The 15,712-nt window shown below is 67.9% G+C and carries 14 protein-coding genes; 6 read left to right on the top strand and 8 right to left on the bottom strand.

Translation table 11 applies throughout. From position 1 onward, the window contains the following. The 8 genes from AX702_RS18935 to AX702_RS18970 form a co-directional block, all read right to left on the bottom strand. On the bottom strand, positions 1–1,397 hold a 1,397-nt coding region (locus tag AX702_RS18935; RefSeq protein WP_231731944.1), incomplete at its 3' end, for a flavin-containing monooxygenase. A 5-nt stretch (positions 1,398–1,402) separates the two neighbouring features. After that, positions 1,403–3,016: an acyl-CoA synthetase gene (locus AX702_RS18940; RefSeq protein WP_046408739.1), complete on the bottom strand. Its 1,614-nt coding sequence runs from the start codon at positions 3,014–3,016 to the stop codon at positions 1,403–1,405. Between the two features lie 17 nt (positions 3,017–3,033). Next, positions 3,034–4,128 carry an acyl-CoA dehydrogenase family protein gene (locus AX702_RS18945; protein ID WP_066781966.1) on the bottom strand — a complete coding sequence of 365 codons (1,095 nt, stop codon included), beginning with the start codon at positions 4,126–4,128 and terminating at the stop codon, positions 3,034–3,036. After that, on the bottom strand, positions 4,129–5,349 hold the full coding sequence (locus AX702_RS18950) for an acyl-CoA dehydrogenase family protein (RefSeq protein WP_066781967.1): 1,221 nt from the start codon (positions 5,347–5,349) through the stop codon (positions 4,129–4,131). Positions 5,350–5,353: 4 nt separating this feature from the next. Beyond that, on the bottom strand, positions 5,354–5,812 hold the full coding sequence (locus AX702_RS18955; RefSeq protein WP_046408743.1) for a Zn-ribbon domain-containing OB-fold protein: 459 nt from the start codon (positions 5,810–5,812) through the stop codon (positions 5,354–5,356). Beyond that, positions 5,809–6,981: a thiolase C-terminal domain-containing protein gene (locus tag AX702_RS18960; RefSeq protein WP_046408744.1), complete on the bottom strand. Its 1,173-nt coding sequence runs from the start codon at positions 6,979–6,981 to the stop codon at positions 5,809–5,811. Before AX702_RS18960 ends, AX702_RS18955 begins: the two co-directional genes overlap by 4 nt. Before the next feature lie 29 nt (positions 6,982–7,010). Further along, positions 7,011–8,147: an NAD(P)H-dependent flavin oxidoreductase gene (locus tag AX702_RS18965; RefSeq protein ID WP_046408745.1), complete on the bottom strand. Its 1,137-nt coding sequence runs from the start codon at positions 8,145–8,147 to the stop codon at positions 7,011–7,013. 46 nt (positions 8,148–8,193) lie between these two features. Further along, complete coding sequence (locus tag AX702_RS18970) at positions 8,194–8,895, bottom strand: FadR/GntR family transcriptional regulator (RefSeq protein ID WP_231731945.1); 702 nt, start codon at positions 8,893–8,895, stop codon at positions 8,194–8,196. Positions 8,896–9,084: 189 nt separating this feature from the next. Here AX702_RS18970 and AX702_RS18975 point away from each other — a divergent pair, with 189 nt between their 5' ends. The 6 genes from AX702_RS18975 to AX702_RS19000 all read left to right on the top strand — a co-directional run bounded on the left by AX702_RS18975 (position 9,085) and on the right by AX702_RS19000 (position 15,703). Beyond that, positions 9,085–9,894, top strand: a complete 810-nt coding sequence (locus AX702_RS18975) for an enoyl-CoA hydratase-related protein (RefSeq protein WP_046408802.1) — start codon at positions 9,085–9,087, stop codon at positions 9,892–9,894. A gap of 1 nt (position 9,895) precedes the next feature. After that, positions 9,896–10,345, top strand: a complete 450-nt coding sequence (locus AX702_RS18980) for a PaaI family thioesterase (RefSeq protein ID WP_046408747.1) — start codon at positions 9,896–9,898, stop codon at positions 10,343–10,345. Between the two features lie 23 nt (positions 10,346–10,368). Next, the gene (locus tag AX702_RS18985) at positions 10,369–11,175 is read left to right on the top strand and encodes an NUDIX hydrolase (RefSeq protein WP_046408748.1); all 807 of its coding nucleotides are present in this window, start codon (positions 10,369–10,371) and stop codon (positions 11,173–11,175) included. Between the two features lie 438 nt (positions 11,176–11,613). After that, the gene (locus tag AX702_RS18990; RefSeq protein ID WP_046408749.1) at positions 11,614–12,750 is read left to right on the top strand and encodes an HlyD family secretion protein; all 1,137 of its coding nucleotides are present in this window, start codon (positions 11,614–11,616) and stop codon (positions 12,748–12,750) included. Further along, positions 12,750–14,276: a DHA2 family efflux MFS transporter permease subunit gene (locus AX702_RS18995; RefSeq protein WP_046408750.1), complete on the top strand. Its 1,527-nt coding sequence runs from the start codon at positions 12,750–12,752 to the stop codon at positions 14,274–14,276. Before AX702_RS18990 ends, AX702_RS18995 begins: the two co-directional genes overlap by 1 nt. Beyond that, positions 14,276–15,703: an efflux transporter outer membrane subunit gene (locus tag AX702_RS19000; protein ID WP_046408751.1), complete on the top strand. Its 1,428-nt coding sequence runs from the start codon at positions 14,276–14,278 to the stop codon at positions 15,701–15,703. The genes AX702_RS18995 and AX702_RS19000 overlap by 1 nt, the downstream gene beginning before the upstream one ends. Positions 15,704–15,712: the final 9 nt, after the last annotated feature.

The following is a 15,712-nucleotide window of genomic DNA, read 5'->3' on the forward strand; positions in this document are numbered from 1 at the left end:
TCCGGCTCGGCCTCGAAGCGGGACCACCCGCCCGTGCGCAGATGCTCGAGGAACCGGACGACCCAGTCACCCTGCACCTCCGCGGCAGTCGGACCATTGGAGAAGCCGGACGGGCTCTGCGGGCCGTAGAGGAACACCATGTTAGGGAAGCCCGAAACCGCGTAGCCGAGATGCGTGCGTGCGCCTTCGCCCCACGCGTGCGCCAGCGTCGCCCCGCCGCGCCCGCGAATGTCCATCTGCATCAGCCCTCCCGTCACTGCGTCGAAACCGGTCGCGAGCACCAGGACGTCGTGTCGGCGCTCACCGACGCTCGTGGCTATGCCGTCGGGCAGGATCCGTTCGATCGGCTCTTCCCGCAGGTCGACGAGTTCGACGTTCGGCTGGTTGAAGATGTCGTAATAAGTCTGCTCGAGCGACGGCCGCTTGACCCCGAACGGATGCGGCGGGTCGCTGGGTGCGAGCTTCTCCTGCAACGCTGGGTCGGTGATCCGCTCGCGCACCTTGTCTCGCCAGAAATCGTAGGCCAGCCGGTTGGCGCGCTCGTCCACCAGGATGTCGGCGTAGTTGCCGACCCAATAGTGGAAGCCGCCCGCCGCCCACAGCCGCTCGAACGCCGCGGTGCGCTCCTCGCTTGACACCTCGAGCGCGGACTGGTCGAGCCGCAGGATCTCGAACCCGCCGCTGCTCAGTCGGCGTTGACGGAAGATCTCGGGGTAACCGGGCTTGGCCTGCTCCTGCTCAGCCGCGGTCAATGGGCGCTGGCGCATCGGCAGAGCCAGTATAGGTGTGCGCTGGTAGATCGTCAGCTGCGCAGCCTCGCGTGCCGCCTCCTGAGCGACCTGCACACCGCTCGCGCCGGTCCCGATGATCGCGACGCGCTTGCCGCCAAAGTCGATGCCCTCCTGCGGCCAGTGGGCGGTGTGGTGGGCCGGGCCGGCAAAGCTGTCGAGTCCCGAAAGTGACGGGATGTACGCCTTGGCCGCAAAGCCGGTACACGGTAGCAGATAGCGGGTGGTCAGCCGCTCTCCATCGGCGAGTTCCACTCGCCAGAAGCCGGCATGTTCGTCGAACACGGCGGAGCGCATCCTGACGCCGAGCGTCATTGCAGGCCAGAGGTCGAGAACGTCGCAGGCATGTCGGAAATAGCGACGCAACTCGCGCCAGCCTGGGAAGCGTTCCGACCAGGTCCAGTCGCGCCACACCCGCTCGTCCGAGAACTCGTAGATCGGAACATGCGAATCGACTCGCGCGCCAGGGTAGCAGTTCCAGTACCAGATGCCGCCCGGCTCCGCCGCCGCATCCACCAGCCGAACGTTGAAGCCGTTCTCGCGCAACTTCCCGAGCAGGTAGATCCCGCTGAAGCCCGCGCCGATCACCAGCGCGTCGATGTCGGGCACGCCCGTCATCGCGCAGCGACTGCCGCGACGGCGATGTCGGTCGCCGCCTTGTAATCCGCCTTGCCGTTCGGCGCGCGCAGCGGTCGGTCCGTGACGACGATCGCTTTGGGCGTCTTGTAGCCGGCGAGCGCGGCGCGCACGTGAGCGCGCACCGCCGCCTCGTCTACTGTCGCCCCCGGTGCGGCATGGACCACCGCCGTCACCGCCTGGCCCCATTTCTCGTCGGGCACGCCGACCACAAGCGCGTCCGCGACCGCTGGATGCGTCTTCAGCACCTCCTCCACCTCTTCCGGATAGACCTTCTCACCCGCCGTGTTGATGCACACGCTGCCGCGCCCGAGCAGCGTCAGCGTCCCGTCCGCGGCGACGGTGCACCAGTCGCCAGGCATCGAGTAACGGACGCCGTTGATGGTGCGGAACGTCTTCGCGCTTTTCTCCGGATCCTTGTAGTAGCCGATCGGGATCGCGCCCTTACGCGCGATGAAACCGGGCGTGCCGCTGCCCGGCACGACCGGCCGGTCATGCTCGTCGAACACGTCGCACAGCCCGCCGATGGTGAAGCGTGCGGTCGCCGTCTCGCCCGCCGCGCTGGTGACCGACAGGCCGAACCCCAGCCCTTCCGACGCGCCGAAGCTGTCCATCAGCACGACTTGCGGGATGTGCCGGATCAACCCAGCCTTCACCTCGCGGCTCCACATCACCCCGGATGAAACGATCGTGACGAGGCTGGACGTGTCGTAGCGCCCGGGCGCGGCATCCAGCGCGGCCAGCATCGGCTTGGCGAAGGCGTCGCCGACGATCGCGATCGATTCGACGCGGTCGCGATCGACCGACCGCCACAGCTCGTCGGCATCGAACGATTCACCGCCGAGCGTCACGATGCAGCCGCCGCTCATCAGCGTGCCGATGGACGTGATGAAGCCGGTGCCGTGCATCATCGGGCAGGCGGGCATCGTACGCCGGCCCGGTCCGTCGCGCGCGGTCAGCGCCGCGGTTTCTGCAAGGTCGGCGGGCGTCGGCCCCATCAGCCGCTGCGCGTCGAGTTGCGCCTCGCGCATGTCGGTGTGCCGCCACATCACGCCCTTCGGCATCCCCGTCGTGCCGCCGGTGTAGATGAACAACTCGTCGTCGGGCGAGCGCGCGATGCCGAGCGGCGCGCCGTCGCCCTCCCGCGCGAGCGCCTCGTAGGGCAGCGCGAACGAGGCGCGCTCCGCCTCAGGACCGATCTCCACGAAGGTATGCACCTTGCCGAGCCGGCCGTGCAGCTCCTCGATGCAGGCGCGGAACTCGGCGCTGTAGACCACGACCTCGCTGTCGCTGTCGTCGAAGATGTAGAACACCTCGTCGGGCCGATAGCGGTAGTTGATGTTGACGTGGGTCAGGCGTCCCTTGAAGCACGCCGCCATCAGCTCGCCGTATTCGGGCCGGTTGCGCATATAGAAGGCGACCTTGGCGCCCGGTCCCGCGCCCCGCGCACGCAGCGCCCGCGCGATGTTGTTTGAACGGCGCGCCATCTCGGGCCAGGTGATGACCCGGTCGCCGTGGATCAGCGCGGGGGCGTCGTGGGGCATTACGGGCTCGATCGCGTCGAGGATGTCGCCCAGGTTCCACTGCGTCATGCCTGCTGCTCCTCGTCTCAGGCGGCGCGTTTGCCCCAGCCCTGCAGCGCGGCCGCCTCCGCGCGCACGATCTCCGGCCCGCCGAGCAACTGCCGGTCGAAGCCGATGCGCTTGAACCAGTAATGGAGGCCGAGCAGGTCGGTGAACCCCATCCCGCCGTGGACCTCCGTGGCGGTACGCGCGACGAATCGGCCCACCTCCCCGGTGTGAGACTTGGCATGACATGCCATCAGCAAAGCCTCATCCGGGACCGCGTCGAACGCATGCGCCGCGTACCAGACGAGCGATCGGCACGGCTCCAGCCGCGCCGCCATCTCGGCGCACATGTGCTTGACCGCCTGGAAGCTGCCGATGACGCGCCCGAACTGCTCGCGCTCCCCGGCATAATCGACCGCCCGCGCGATCATCACGTCGCCCGCGCCCACGCTGTCCGCCGCGAGCAGCACGCGGCCCGCGGCGACAAGCCGGTTGGCGGTCCCGCCGTCGTCCTCGCCGAGCGGCTCGGCCGCGACGCCGTCGAGCCGCAACTCTCCCACCGACCGCGTGAGGTCGATCGTGGACAGCGGAAGGCGTTCGAGCCCGTCCGCCTCGCCGGCGACCAGATGCAATTGGCCGCCCTGGTCGGCGATGACAAAGGCATCGGCGTCGGCGCTGTCGAGCACGAACAGCGCGGAGCCGCTGAGCGTGCCGTCCGCGGCCGTGACGCCGCCGCCGTCGCGACGGTTGACGACCTCGGTCAGCCCGACGCCGAAGCGCGCGCTGCCGTCGGCAATGCGCGGCAGCCAGCGCGCCTGCTGCGCCGGCGTGCCGGCAAGCCGCAGCGCAAGCGGGGCGAGGACGCAGCGCGCCACGAACGGCACCGGCGCCACCGCTGCGCCGAGCGCCTCCGCCACTACTAAGGCATCGAGCAGGCCCAGGCCGAGGCCGCCGTGCTCCTCGGGCACCATGATGCCGGAAAGGCCAAGCTCGGACAGCGCCGCCACCACCGCCGCACTGACGGCATGGCCGCCCTCCGCGACCTCGCGGACGTGATCGAGCGGGCAATGTTCGCGCAGCAGCCGATCGACCGCGTCGCGCAGCATCCGCTGCTCGGGGGAAAGACCGAAATCCATCTATGCCGCCCCCGCCTTGGGTGCGCGCGCGTGCTCCAGCTTCGGCTCGCGCGGCATGCCGAGCCCCCGCTCGGCGATGATGTTCTTCTGGATCTGCGCGGTGCCGCCGCCGATGATGAGGCCGAGCTGGAACATGTAGTTCCACTGCCAGCTTCCGCCCGCCCGCTCGCGCCGGCTGCCGCCGTACAGCAGGCCGAGCTCCCCCATGGCGTCGATCGCCAGCGCCGAGATCTGGTGCGCCAGTTCGCACGACTGGAGCTTGACGATCAGCTTGGCGAGGCCGCCGGGTTCGCCCTTCAGCGAATTGGACAGCAGCCGCAGGCCGTTGAACTTCATCGCCGCGACTTCGGCCTGCAGCGCCACCAGCCGGTCGCACAATGCCGCGTTGTCGATCGCGCGCACGCCGTCGATCCGTTCATCGTGCATCAGCTGCACGAGCGCGGCGAGGCGATTCTCCAGCGCCGCCGGGTCGCCCAGCATGCCACGCTCGTAACCGAGCGTGGCGTTGGCCACCATCCAGCCCTGCCCGCGCTGGCCGACGATCTGGTCCACGGGCACGCGCACGTCGGTGAAGAAGGTTTCGTTGAACTCGGCGTGGCCCGTCATCGTGCGCAGCGGGCGCACCTCGATCCCGGGTGTTTTCATGGAGAAGATGAGGTAGCTGATCCCCGCATGCTTGGGCGCGTCCGCTTCCGTCCGCACGAGGCAGAAGATCATGTCCGCCTGATGCGCGGTGCTGGTCCAGATCTTCTGCCCGTTGATGACGAACTCGCCGTTCTCCTCGCGCGCGCTGGTGCGCAGCGCCGCCAGATCAGAGCCCGCGCCCGGTTCCGAATACCCCTGGCACCAGACGATCTCGCCGCGCAGCGTCGGCGCGATCCAGCGGCGCTTCTGCTCCTCCGTGCCGAGCTCGAGCAGCGTCGGAACGAGCATCGAGATGCCCTGGTTCGACAGCCCGCCCGGCACGCCCGCCGCGGCGAACTCCTCGGCGATGATGCGCGAGGTGAGGATGTCGGGTTCGGCGCCGAAGCCGCCATATTCGCGCGGAATGGTGCGCGCGGTGTAGCCGTGTTCGAGCAGCAGCTGCTGCCACGCGACCGCGTCCGCCCCGGCGCGCTGCGCCGCGCCGGGCGCGGCCGGGGCACGGTGGCGGTTCTCGGCGATGAACGCGCGCAGCTCATCGCGGAACGCCTCGTATTCCGGGCCGTAACTCAGGTCCATCGGTTCACGCTCCTGCAGCTGGTGTGAAGACGGGCAGCCGAAACCCGTCGCCGATCGTTTCGAAGGCCAGCGCCACCGGCATGTCGAGCGCGAGCGTGGCAGGGTCGGCGCCGGTCAGCCGGGTCGCCATGCGGACGCCCTCGTCCAGCTCGACCACCGCCGCTACATACGGCACGTCGGCCGCGAAGGCGGGGTGAAGCGCCTGGTGCGTCACCGTCCAGGAAAACAGCCGCCCGCGCCCGCTGCTCGGCTCCCAGGCGAACGACGGCGAGCCGCAGCGCGCGCACATGTAGCGGGGCAGGTGGCGCCACGTCCGGCACTCGCCGCACCGTTGGAAATGGAGCGTGCCGCCCTGGCAGCGCTGCCAGAACTCCTGCTCTACCGGATCCTGCGGGTGCGGCAACGGCTTGGGCGGCGAGACGGCGGGTGCCCGCAGCTTGGGCGCAATGTCGTCGTCGTTCATGCGAACCTCCGCAGGATGGCGATGCTGCCGTCGCCCAGGTCGCCCCAGCCGGTGACGAGCCCCGTCTGTGCTCCCGGCACCTGGCGCTCGCCGCAGTCGTGCCGCAGCTGGCGCACGGCCTCGACGACGTGGTTGAGCCCCCACACGTGCGCCTCGCTCAGCAGCCCGCCATGGGTGTTGAGCGGAAAGCGCCCGCCGAGCTCGATCTGCCCGTCACGCACGAAGTCGAGCGCGCCGCCCGGCTCGCAATAGCCCATCGCCTCCAGCTGGAGCAGCACGACGTAGGTGAAGCAGTCGTAGACCTGGAGGAAATCCATCTCCTCGCGGCGCACACCGGCCATTTCGAAGGCCTTGGGCGCGGCGTAGCTCAGCCCGATCTTGAACGGATCCGGGCGCGAGGGGATATCGTCCGCGGGATAGGGATGCCCCTCGGCGGCGCCTGCGATTGTGACGGGCACATGCGGCATGTCGCGCGCGCGGTCGGTGCGCGAGACGACGACCGCGCACGCGCCGTCGGTCTCGAGGCAGCAGTCGTAGAGCCGGAACGGCTCCGACACCATCCGGGCGTCGTGGTAGGTTTCCCAGTCGAGCGGCCGGCCGTAGGTGAACGCCTTCGGATTGAGTTGCGCATGCCGTCGGCACGCCATCGCCACCGCCCCCATGGCTTCCGGACCGACGCCGTGGAGCTGCGAATGCCGGGTCGCCAGCCAGGCATACATCTGCACCGGCAGGAACACGCCATAGGGCATGTAATACCCGCGGATCGTGTTGGTCAGCGTGTTCATGTTCATCGGCCGCGTGGGCGGAGCGCCCGGCTTGGGCCGCAGCGCGGAGAAGCCGTTCCAGCCGAGCGTGACGAGCACGTGGTCGCACAGCCCCGCCGCGATCGCGATCGCCGCATGCTGGAGCGCGGTCGTCGGACTCGCGCCGCCCATGTGGACGGTCGCGGCGTAGCGCAGCACGTCGTTGCCGAGGTTCGCCGCCAGTTCCTCCGACGTGGTGTAGATGGGCGGCGGCACCATGCCGTCGATGTCGGACGGGCGCAGCCCCGCGTCCGCGATCGCGCGCCGCGACGCCTCCAGCATCATGTCCACCGCGGTGCGCTCGGTGCCCTTGACGTAATCGGTTTCCCCGACGCCGGTGATCGCCGCCTTGTCCGAGAAGGTCATATCTGTCCCTCCTGTACCAGCCGCGACCCTCAGCGGAGGCCCGCCGCGCGGCCGAGCGCGCGCTCGGCATCGGCGACGAGGTCGCGCATCACCTCGGCGGCGGGGCGCACGGCGTGGATCAGCCCCATGCCCTGCCCGGCGAAGCCCGGGATGATGTCCTTGCGCTTCGCACGGATGCCCGACGCCATCACCGGACCGGCGATCATCGACTGGTATGGCATCGGCAGCGGCTCCTTGCCCGCCGCCACCCAGGCGTCGGCCCACTTGCTGCGGATCATGCGGGCAGGCTTGCCCGTGATCGAGCGGCTTACCACGGTATCGGCATCGCCGCTGTCGACGATCGCTTCCTTCTGGAAGTCCTCGATCCCTGCCTCCTCCGTCGCAAGGAACGCGGTGCCGACCCAGGCGCCCTCGGCGCCCAGCATGAAGGCCGCGGCCACACCGCGCCCGTCGGAGATGCCGCCAGCGCCGAGCACCGGCACCCGGTCCCCCACGGCATCGACGACCTGCGGGATGAGCGAGATGGTGCCGATCGGCGAATTATGCCCGCCGCCGTCGTGCCCCTGCGCCACGATCACGTCGATGCCCGACTCCACCACCTGCAGCGCGTGCTTCACCTTGCCGACGACCGCCATGACGACCGTGCCGTTGGCGTGGAGTCGATCCATCCACGGCCCCGGATTGCCGAGCCCCGCCGCGTAGACGGGCACCTTCTCCTCGACGACGACCTCCATCTGGGCCTCGAAGAACTCCTTGGAGAACAGCGCCGCGCCGCCGTTTGCCGCACCCTCCGTGACGGCGCGGCCGGAATCACGCGCGACGATCTCCAGCCCCTCGCGCTCCATGAAGTCGCGCGTGAACGCCTGATAGTCGGCGAGCACCGCGCGCGGGTCCGCCGGCGCGGCCCCGGTTTGCGGCGCCGAGCCGCGCCGCACCGAGGCGGGCAGGAGCGTGTCGACGCCGAACGGCTTGTCGGTCAGCGCGCGCGTTTCGCGGATCCACGCGCGGAGCTGCTCGGGTGAGCACGCTGCCGCGCCGAGCACGCCCAGCCCGCCCGCGTTGGACACCGCCGCCGCCAGTCGCGGGACGCTTGCCCCGCCCATGCCGGCCAGGACGATCGGATAGTCGATGCCGAGCATCCCGCAGATTCGGCTGTTCAGGGCCATTGTCCGTCTCTCCCACATCGTTCTCGTTGCTGATCTACTCCGGCGGCTACGCCTCGAACGCCTGGGTCCAGCGCACCTTCTGATCCATCAGGTCGGGGCTGCGCCGCCCGAGATACTCCGCCGATCCCTCGACGAGCCGTTCCATCTCGCGCCGCGCCGTGACCGCGTCGCGCAGCCGCACCGCATGGACGACGCGCGCGAGGCGACGAACCTGGTTCTCGCGCTCGTGCTCGGAATAGCCGAGCTGGCGCGAAAGGTCGCGGGTCAGCAGATGCAGCGCGGACGTGAGCAACCCGAACAGCGGATTGCCGCTCGCCCATGCCAGAAGGTCGTGGAAGCGCCGGTTGGTTTCCTCGAACAGCATCGATTCCACCTGCTGCTCGAGATCGGCGAAGCAGCTTGCCAGCGCCATCAGATCCGCCGCCGTTGCGCGCCGGGCAGCGTGAGAGGCCGCCCGCGGGGCCAGCGCCTCGCGCAGCTCGATCAGCGCGCGCAGGTCGGTGCCGACGAAGTGCAGTACGAGCGCAAGCGAACTCGTGAAATCGCCAATCTGCGGCCGCGCGACCACCGGCCCGCCGCCTCGACCGGGCTGCAGGTGGAGCACGCCCTGCAGTTCCAGAAAACGCAGCGCCTCACGCAATGTGGCGCGGGCGACTTCGTACCGCGCGAGCATGTCGTGCTCCGGAGGCAGCCGGTCGCCGACCTGGCGTGCGTCGGCCTCGATGTCGTGCACGATCGCCTGCGCCACGCGAAGCGCGCGCTTGCCCCTTGCGAACGAGAGCGCCTCGCCCTGCTCATCCACGTCCGGCATCAATGAATCCTTATCATGGTTTTATGTTGCTCCACTGCTTTATCTTTGTCCAGCGGCAAATTGCTGCCGTCGCCGGCTTGCAAGGCTATTAAAAGGGTATAATGTTAAAGCGCGGGAGGGGAATTGATGACCGACAACGCAGCCTGGATGGAAACCGATGGATATATCGCCATCATCCATCTCAACCGACCCGCGGCGCGCAACGCGCTTGATCCGCAGATGCTGGTGGAACTGGCCGACTGCTGGAGCAGGGTGCGCGACGCCGCCGAGATCCGCGTCGCGGTCGTGACCGGCACCGGCGACGCCTTCTGCTCGGGTGCCGACCTCGGCCGCCTTATCCCGCTCGTCAGCGGCGGGCGACCGCCGGAGGACGAGTGGGATCGCCGCGTGCTCGCTGACCGCGATATTCTCGGCACCGCGCTGCTGCGCACATTTGACGTCGTCAAGCCGGTGATCGCCGCCATCAACGGGCATGCGATCGCAGGCGGCATGGAACTGGTCCAGGGTACAGATCTCAGGATCGCATCGAGCGCCGCGCGCTTCGGCGTGCAGGAGGTCAAATGGGCGATCTTCCCGGGCGGGGGATCGACGGTGCGACTGCCGCGCCAGCTTCCCTTTGCGCGCGCGATGGAATTGCTGCTCACCGGCGATCTGATCGATGCCGGAACCGCGCTCGACTATGGCTTCCTCAACCGCGTCGTTGCGCCGGAGGAGGTGCTGCCTGCGGCGCTCGACTTCGCGCGACGGATCGCCGCCAACGGCCCGATCGCGGTGCAGGCGATCCGCGCGTCGGCGCGCGCCTGTATCGGGCGGCCGGAGAGCGAAGGCATGAACCTCGAGTCGGGCTTCGCCGCGCCGGTGTTCCGAACTGAAGACGCGCGCGAAGGTCCGCGCGCCTTCATGGAAAAGCGTACACCCGTTTTCAAGGGACGTTGAGATGGTTGACGAGGCATCCTCGGGTATCGCGAACGGGCTGGCGGGCGCCGCATTGCAAGGCGCGCTCTCGATCGCGCCGTTCCACGCCTGGCTCGGGCTTCGCGTCGAGGACGTGACAGACGGTGTCCTTCACCTCAGCATGCCGTGGCGCGACGAGATCGTATCGAATCCGCGGATCCCGTCCGTGCATGGCGGCGTGCTCGCCAGCCTGATCGATCTCGCCGGCATGTATGTCCTGCTGACGAGGACGCGTGCGGTCAGCGCCACCGCGTCGCTCCACGTCGATTATCACCGTCCGGCAAGCGGCGGCCCGCTTCACATCCACGCGCGCGTCGTGAAGATAGGACGGACGCTGTCGGTCGCGGACAGCGAGGTGCGCTCGCCCGACGACGTGCTGCTCGCCAGCGGTCGCGGTTCGTATCTCATGCGGGACGGCGGCATCGCGACATGACCGTGCAGAGAATAGGAGAGATCATGAGCATCGAGACCGCGTCGGCGGACGCCAGGCGCACTCCGGCCGAGCCGCGACCGGCCGGCACCATCCTGCTGCTGCGGGATGTGCCCGAATATCAGGTGCTCATGGTGCGACGACACCACCAGATCGATTTCGCCTCGGGAGCGCTGGTGTTCCCGGGAGGCAAGATGCACCCCGGTGACGACGATCCGCGCTGGCGCGATCACGTAACCGGGTGGGACGAAATCGACGCGACCCAGCGCGCGCTGCGCATCGGCGCCATCCGCGAGGCGTTCGAGGAAGCGGGGATCCTGCTGGCCAACTATCCCGACGGCCGCGGCTTCTCCAGTGTATGCGACGCCGAGGCCCGCCGGAAGGTCGATACCGGGGAACTCGCCTTCCTCGATGTCGTCGCCGGATTGGGGGTGAAGCTCTCGCTGACCGCCCTGACCGTTTTCGCCCGCTGGATCACTCCAGAAATGATGCCGAAGCGGTTCGACACCTGGTTCTACGCTGCCCCCGCTCCGGCCGACCAGGTCGCGATCTGCGACGGACATGAAACGGTCGATGCCGAGTGGATCGCGCCAGAGTCGGTCCTGGACCTCGCCCGAAGCGGCGCCCGAACCGTGATCTTCCCCACCTTGATGAACGTGAAGCTGCTGGCCGAGGCCGAGAGCGCAGCGGATTGCCTCGCCCGAGCGGAGGCACGTCCGCTGGTCACCGTGCTCCCGCAGATCGAGACACGGGACGGAGAGCGCGTTCTGACCATTCCGCTCGATGCTGGCTATGGTGAAGTCACACAGAGTTTGACTGAGCTCAGGGCCTGACATCCCAGGTTCCGACTATTGCAGAACCTCCCCATGCCGCTCTGGCAAAACAGAGCGGCCTTTTCTTGGGACTTTGGCCTGACACCTGGAAGTTGCCGAAGGCCGACGTTTCGCGTCGGCTGGCGCCCGGCCAGATCGAGATCAGGATCTGCACATACCGACCGTCACATCTTGGGTGGCGGCGAGACACAATTCGAACGTGGTTTGGCCAGCGTCGGATTAGCTTCCCGACGCGACTCATTCGGGCGTCATATGTGCGACGCCCGGAATGTCTGTAGCGTTACTCTCGAGCTCCGACTATGCTACGGTTCGGTTTACATTTGACGGGACGGCAGGGTGGCTGACGATCGGGCTGAGAACCACGAAAACAAAGTGAGACATGACGACCCGGACGCGAATTTTCACCCAGAATCCAGGTCGGAGGACGGTTCCGAGGAGATGAATGGCGAAAAGAAGCCGTCGCTTCTCGAGCGCTACCCCATCATTCGCTACGTCCTCATCGCCGCGCTTGTCGCCGGCATCATCGCGGCTATCGTTTGGTACATGAATTACCGCGCGAGCGGCCAGTTCCTGCAGTCGACCAACAACGCCTATGTGCGCGCGGACTTCGTGACCGTCTCGCCGAAGGTGGGCGGCTATGTCGAGCGTGTTCTCGTCGCCGACAACCAGCCTGTCCGTCGCGGTCAGCTGCTCGCCGTGCTCGATCCTCGCGACTACCGCGCCAATGTCGAAGAGGCGCAAGCCCAGATCGCCGCAGCCGGCGCCAACATCACCACTGCGCGCCGGACACTTGATGAGCAACAGGCCACGGTCGCCCAGGCGGCCGCCCAGGTCGCGAGCGCCGAGGCTGCCGCCGCAGCGGCAGAGAACGAGGTAAGACGCTACGAACCGCTCACCCGGACAGGGGCGGAATCGCGTGAGCGGCTGGCAAGCCTGGTGCTTCAGCGTGACCGGGCTGCCGCGGAGCTGCGCGCGCAGCGAGCGGCCTACCTCGCCGCCCGTCGCAGTGTTGCAACCCAAGCGGCTCGCATCGGTCAGGCGGAGGCGCAGCGTGGCACCGCGCAGGCGCAGCTTGCGCGCGCCTCGACGGACCTCGGGGCCGTCGAGATCCGCAGCAGCATCGACGGCGTTGTCGCCGACAAGGCCGTCCGGGCTGGGCAATATGTCCAGCCGGCGACCCGGCTGATGTCGGTGGTGCCAGTCGATCAACTCTACATCGAGGCGAACTTCAAGGAAACTCAGGTCGCGCTGATGCGCGTCGGGCAGCCCGTGACCATCAAGGTGGATGCACTGGACGGTGCCGAACTGCGAGGCCGGGTCGCCAGTTTTTCTCCGGGGACGGGCGCGCAGTTTTCACTCATCCCGCCCGAGAACGCGACCGGGAACTTCACCAAGATTGTCCAGCGCGTGCCCGTGCGGATCAGCATCGAGGCGGGTCCGGAGGCGCGGCGGGTGCTGCGTCCCGGACTGTCGGTGGAGGTGACGGTCGACACGATCGGCGCCAAGGGAAGCCGGGAACGAATCAAGCAGGAAACCGAGCGGCTGAAGCGCGGCGAGACGCAGGGCGCGCGCTGATGGCGGCGGAACGCGCCGGCCTGCGCGACTGGCTTGCCGTCGCTGCAGGCACGATCGGGTCGTTCATGGCGCTTCTCGACATCTCGATCGTCAATGCGGCCCTGCCCACAATCCAGGGCGAAATCGGCGCGAGCGGCACCGAGGGCACCTGGGTCGCGACCTCCTATCTCGTGGCGGAGATCGTCATGATCCCGCTAAGCCCCTTCCTGGTGCGCCTGTTCGGTCTGCGCAACTTCCTGCTGGGCGCGGCGATCAGCTTCACCGGCTTTTCCGTCGTGTGCGGCATCTCGACGACGCTGCCGATGATGATCGCTGGCCGTGTGGGCCAGGGCTTTACCGGTGGTGCGCTGATTCCGACTGCCATGACCATCATCGCGACGCGGCTGCCCCCGTCACAGCAGCCGATCGGCACCGCCGCGTTCGGCGGCACCGCGATCCTCGGCCCGGTGCTCGGGCCGATCATCGGTGGTTGGCTCACCGACAATTACAGCTGGCATTATGCCTTCTTCCTCAACGTGCCGGTCTGTGCCGGGCTCGTCCTGCTCCTGCTGTTCGGGCTCAAGCACGAGAAGCTGCGGCTCGACCAGCTGCGCCATGCCGACTGGTTCGGGATCGCGGGGCTCGCGATCGGCTTGGGAGCGCTCACCGTCATGCTGGAGGAGGGACAGCGCGAGATGTGGTTCGAGTCCGCGATGATCGTGAAGCTCGCGATCGCAACGGTGTTCGGCTTTGCGCTCATCACGATCGGACAGGTCCGCTCCGCGCATCCGGTTCTCAAGCTGTCGCTGATCTTCAGCCGGTCGTTCGGCAGCGTCTTCGTCCTCAGCCTTGTCATCGGCGTCGTGCTCTACGGCGTGACCTTCCTGATCCCGCAATTCCTCTCGTCGATGGCGGATTACAGCGCCCTGCAATCGGGCAAGGTGGTCTTCGTCTCCGGCATCCCTGCCCTGATGCTGATGCCGTTCCTGCCGCTCGCGTTCAAATATCTCGATGTCCGGCTGGCTGTCTTCGTCGGGATGACGCTGATCGGCGTCAGTTGCGCCATGGATTGGCACCTCACCGCACAATCGGCGGGGGGCGATCTGAGGGATTCCCAGCTCGTCCGCGGCTTCGGGCAGATCTTCGCCATGATGTTCCTTAACCAGGCCGCGATCAGCGCCGTGGCGCCCGAGGATGCCGGCGACGCGTCCGCGCTGTTCAACGCGGGACGGAACCTTGGCGGATCGATCGGCCTCGCCCTGATGGCGACCCTCCAGGACCGGCAGACTTTCCTGCATTTCAATCGGCTAGGGGAGACGGTGTCGGCCAACGCGGCGACCACGCAGGAGTGGTTCGCGAAGGCCATGTCCATGCCGTCCGGCGAAGCGGGCGCCTATAGGCAGCTTGCCGGGCAGCTCCTCGAGCAAGCTACCGTCATGGCCTATAACGATCTGTTTTTCGCGCTCGGCGTCGCGATTGCGATCACTACCCCGCTGGCGCTGTTCCTCCGCCCGATCTCCTCCGACACGCAGATGGCGATGCACTGATGAAGCGACTTAGCTGGGCCATTCTGCCCGCCCTCCTGACCGGCTGCGTCGTCGGACCCAATTATGGAGGCCCGCCGGGCGTCGCGAGCGGCGAGCGTCCCGGAACGACATTTCGCCGCGCAGATCAGGTAGTCACGTCACCGCAAGCCCCTGTTGCGCGCTGGTGGGAAGGCATGGGCGATCTGCAGCTCACGACGCTGATCAACCGCGCGCTTGCCTCAAATCCCGACGTGGCGATCGCGGAGGCGCGCATCCGCAAGGCGCGCGCCAGCTTGCGCGAACAGCGCGCGAACCAGCTGCCCACCGTCTCGGCGTCGGGCACTGCGATCGTCGCCGATCTTCCCGCAGGCTCGCTCGCGCTGCCGACGCAGGGCGAGCAATCCGATCGTATCAGGGCCGAATTCTACAATGCCGGCCTTGATGCGTCGTGGGAGATCGATCTCTTCGGCGGACGGCGCCGCGCGGCCGAAGGTGCCGAGGCCCAGGCTCAGGCGGCCGAAGCCAATAGAGCTGATGCGCAAGTTCGTCTCTCGGCGGAGGTGGCCCAGAACTATGTGACCTTGCGCGAACTCCAGCAGCGCCTGATCCTGGCGCGCCGCTCCGCGCAGCTTCAGCAGCGATCACTCGCCCTGCTGCAACAGCGCGAGCAGCGCGGCGCCTCATCGCGCGACGAGGTGGTGCGTCTGAAGACCGAGCTGACTCGCACGGAGGCGGGACTGTTGCCGCTTGAGGGACAGATCGCGACCACGCTGGACCAGCTTGCCCTGCTCACCGGCGACGAGCCCGGTGCGCACGACGCGGCGCTCTCCGCGCCCGCTCCGATTCCGATGATCCCCGGGACTGTCGCGATCGGCGATCCCGCCGCCATGCTTCGGCGCCGCCCAGACATTCGCGCGGCCGAGCGGCAGCTGGCGGCATCGAACGCAAAGATTGGCGTCAACATTGCCCGGCAGTTCCCTTCGGTCAGTATCATGGGCATCATCGGCCTGGGTGGTCCCAATATTGCCGATGCGGTCGATCCTGACAGCGTAGCGGGTCTGCTGCTGCCGCGGATCAGCTGGAGCTTCCTTGACTTCGGCCGCAATCGTGCCCGGGTCGAACAGGCGCGGGCCGACCGTGACGAGGCTGAAGCACAATATCGGAAGGCTGTTCTCGGCGCGCTGTCCGATGCGGAAACCAGCCTGACCCGCTTCGGCAATCAGCGACGTAACCTGTTTTCGAGCATCGCGAGCCGGGATGGTTCCAGGCAGTCGGCGACCTACGCCAAGCAGCGATACGAGCAGGGGGCGATCCCGCTGACCACATCCATCGAGGCCGAACGCGCGGCGCTGGCTGCTGATCAGTCGGTCCTGGAAGCGACGGGTGAACTTGATCGTGCATTCATCGCCTTGCAGAAGGCGATAGGACTGGGATGGAGCCAGCAGTGACGGTCTTGC

The organism is Sphingomonas sp. CCH5-D11, from assembly GCF_001557395.1.
Classification (GTDB): domain Bacteria; phylum Pseudomonadota; class Alphaproteobacteria; order Sphingomonadales; family Sphingomonadaceae; genus Sphingomonas.

Bases quoted from the DNA above. Each gene is read 5' to 3' on its own strand.
- AX702_RS19000 (WP_046408751.1), top strand. From the start codon at position 14,276: ATGAAGCGACTTAGCTGGGCCATTCTGCCCGCCCTCCTGACCGGCTGC.
- AX702_RS18955 (WP_046408743.1), bottom strand. From the start codon at position 5,812: ATGAACGACGACGACATTGCGCCCAAGCTGCGGGCACCCGCCGTCTCG.
- AX702_RS18950 (WP_066781967.1), bottom strand. From the start codon at position 5,349: ATGGACCTGAGTTACGGCCCGGAATACGAGGCGTTCCGCGATGAGCTG.
- AX702_RS18940 (WP_046408739.1), bottom strand. From the start codon at position 3,016: ATGACGCAGTGGAACCTGGGCGACATCCTCGACGCGATCGAGCCCGTA.
- AX702_RS18960 (WP_046408744.1), bottom strand. From the start codon at position 6,981: ATGACCTTCTCGGACAAGGCGGCGATCACCGGCGTCGGGGAAACCGAT.
- AX702_RS18965 (WP_046408745.1), bottom strand. From the start codon at position 8,147: ATGGCCCTGAACAGCCGAATCTGCGGGATGCTCGGCATCGACTATCCG.
- AX702_RS18945 (WP_066781966.1), bottom strand. From the start codon at position 4,128: ATGGATTTCGGTCTTTCCCCCGAGCAGCGGATGCTGCGCGACGCGGTC.
- AX702_RS18985 (WP_046408748.1), top strand. From the start codon at position 10,369: ATGAGCATCGAGACCGCGTCGGCGGACGCCAGGCGCACTCCGGCCGAG.
- AX702_RS18995 (WP_046408750.1), top strand. From the start codon at position 12,750: ATGGCGGCGGAACGCGCCGGCCTGCGCGACTGGCTTGCCGTCGCTGCA.
- AX702_RS18975 (WP_046408802.1), top strand. From the start codon at position 9,085: ATGACCGACAACGCAGCCTGGATGGAAACCGATGGATATATCGCCATC.
- AX702_RS18990 (WP_046408749.1), top strand. From the start codon at position 11,614: ATGAATGGCGAAAAGAAGCCGTCGCTTCTCGAGCGCTACCCCATCATT.
- AX702_RS18980 (WP_046408747.1), top strand. From the start codon at position 9,896: ATGGTTGACGAGGCATCCTCGGGTATCGCGAACGGGCTGGCGGGCGCC.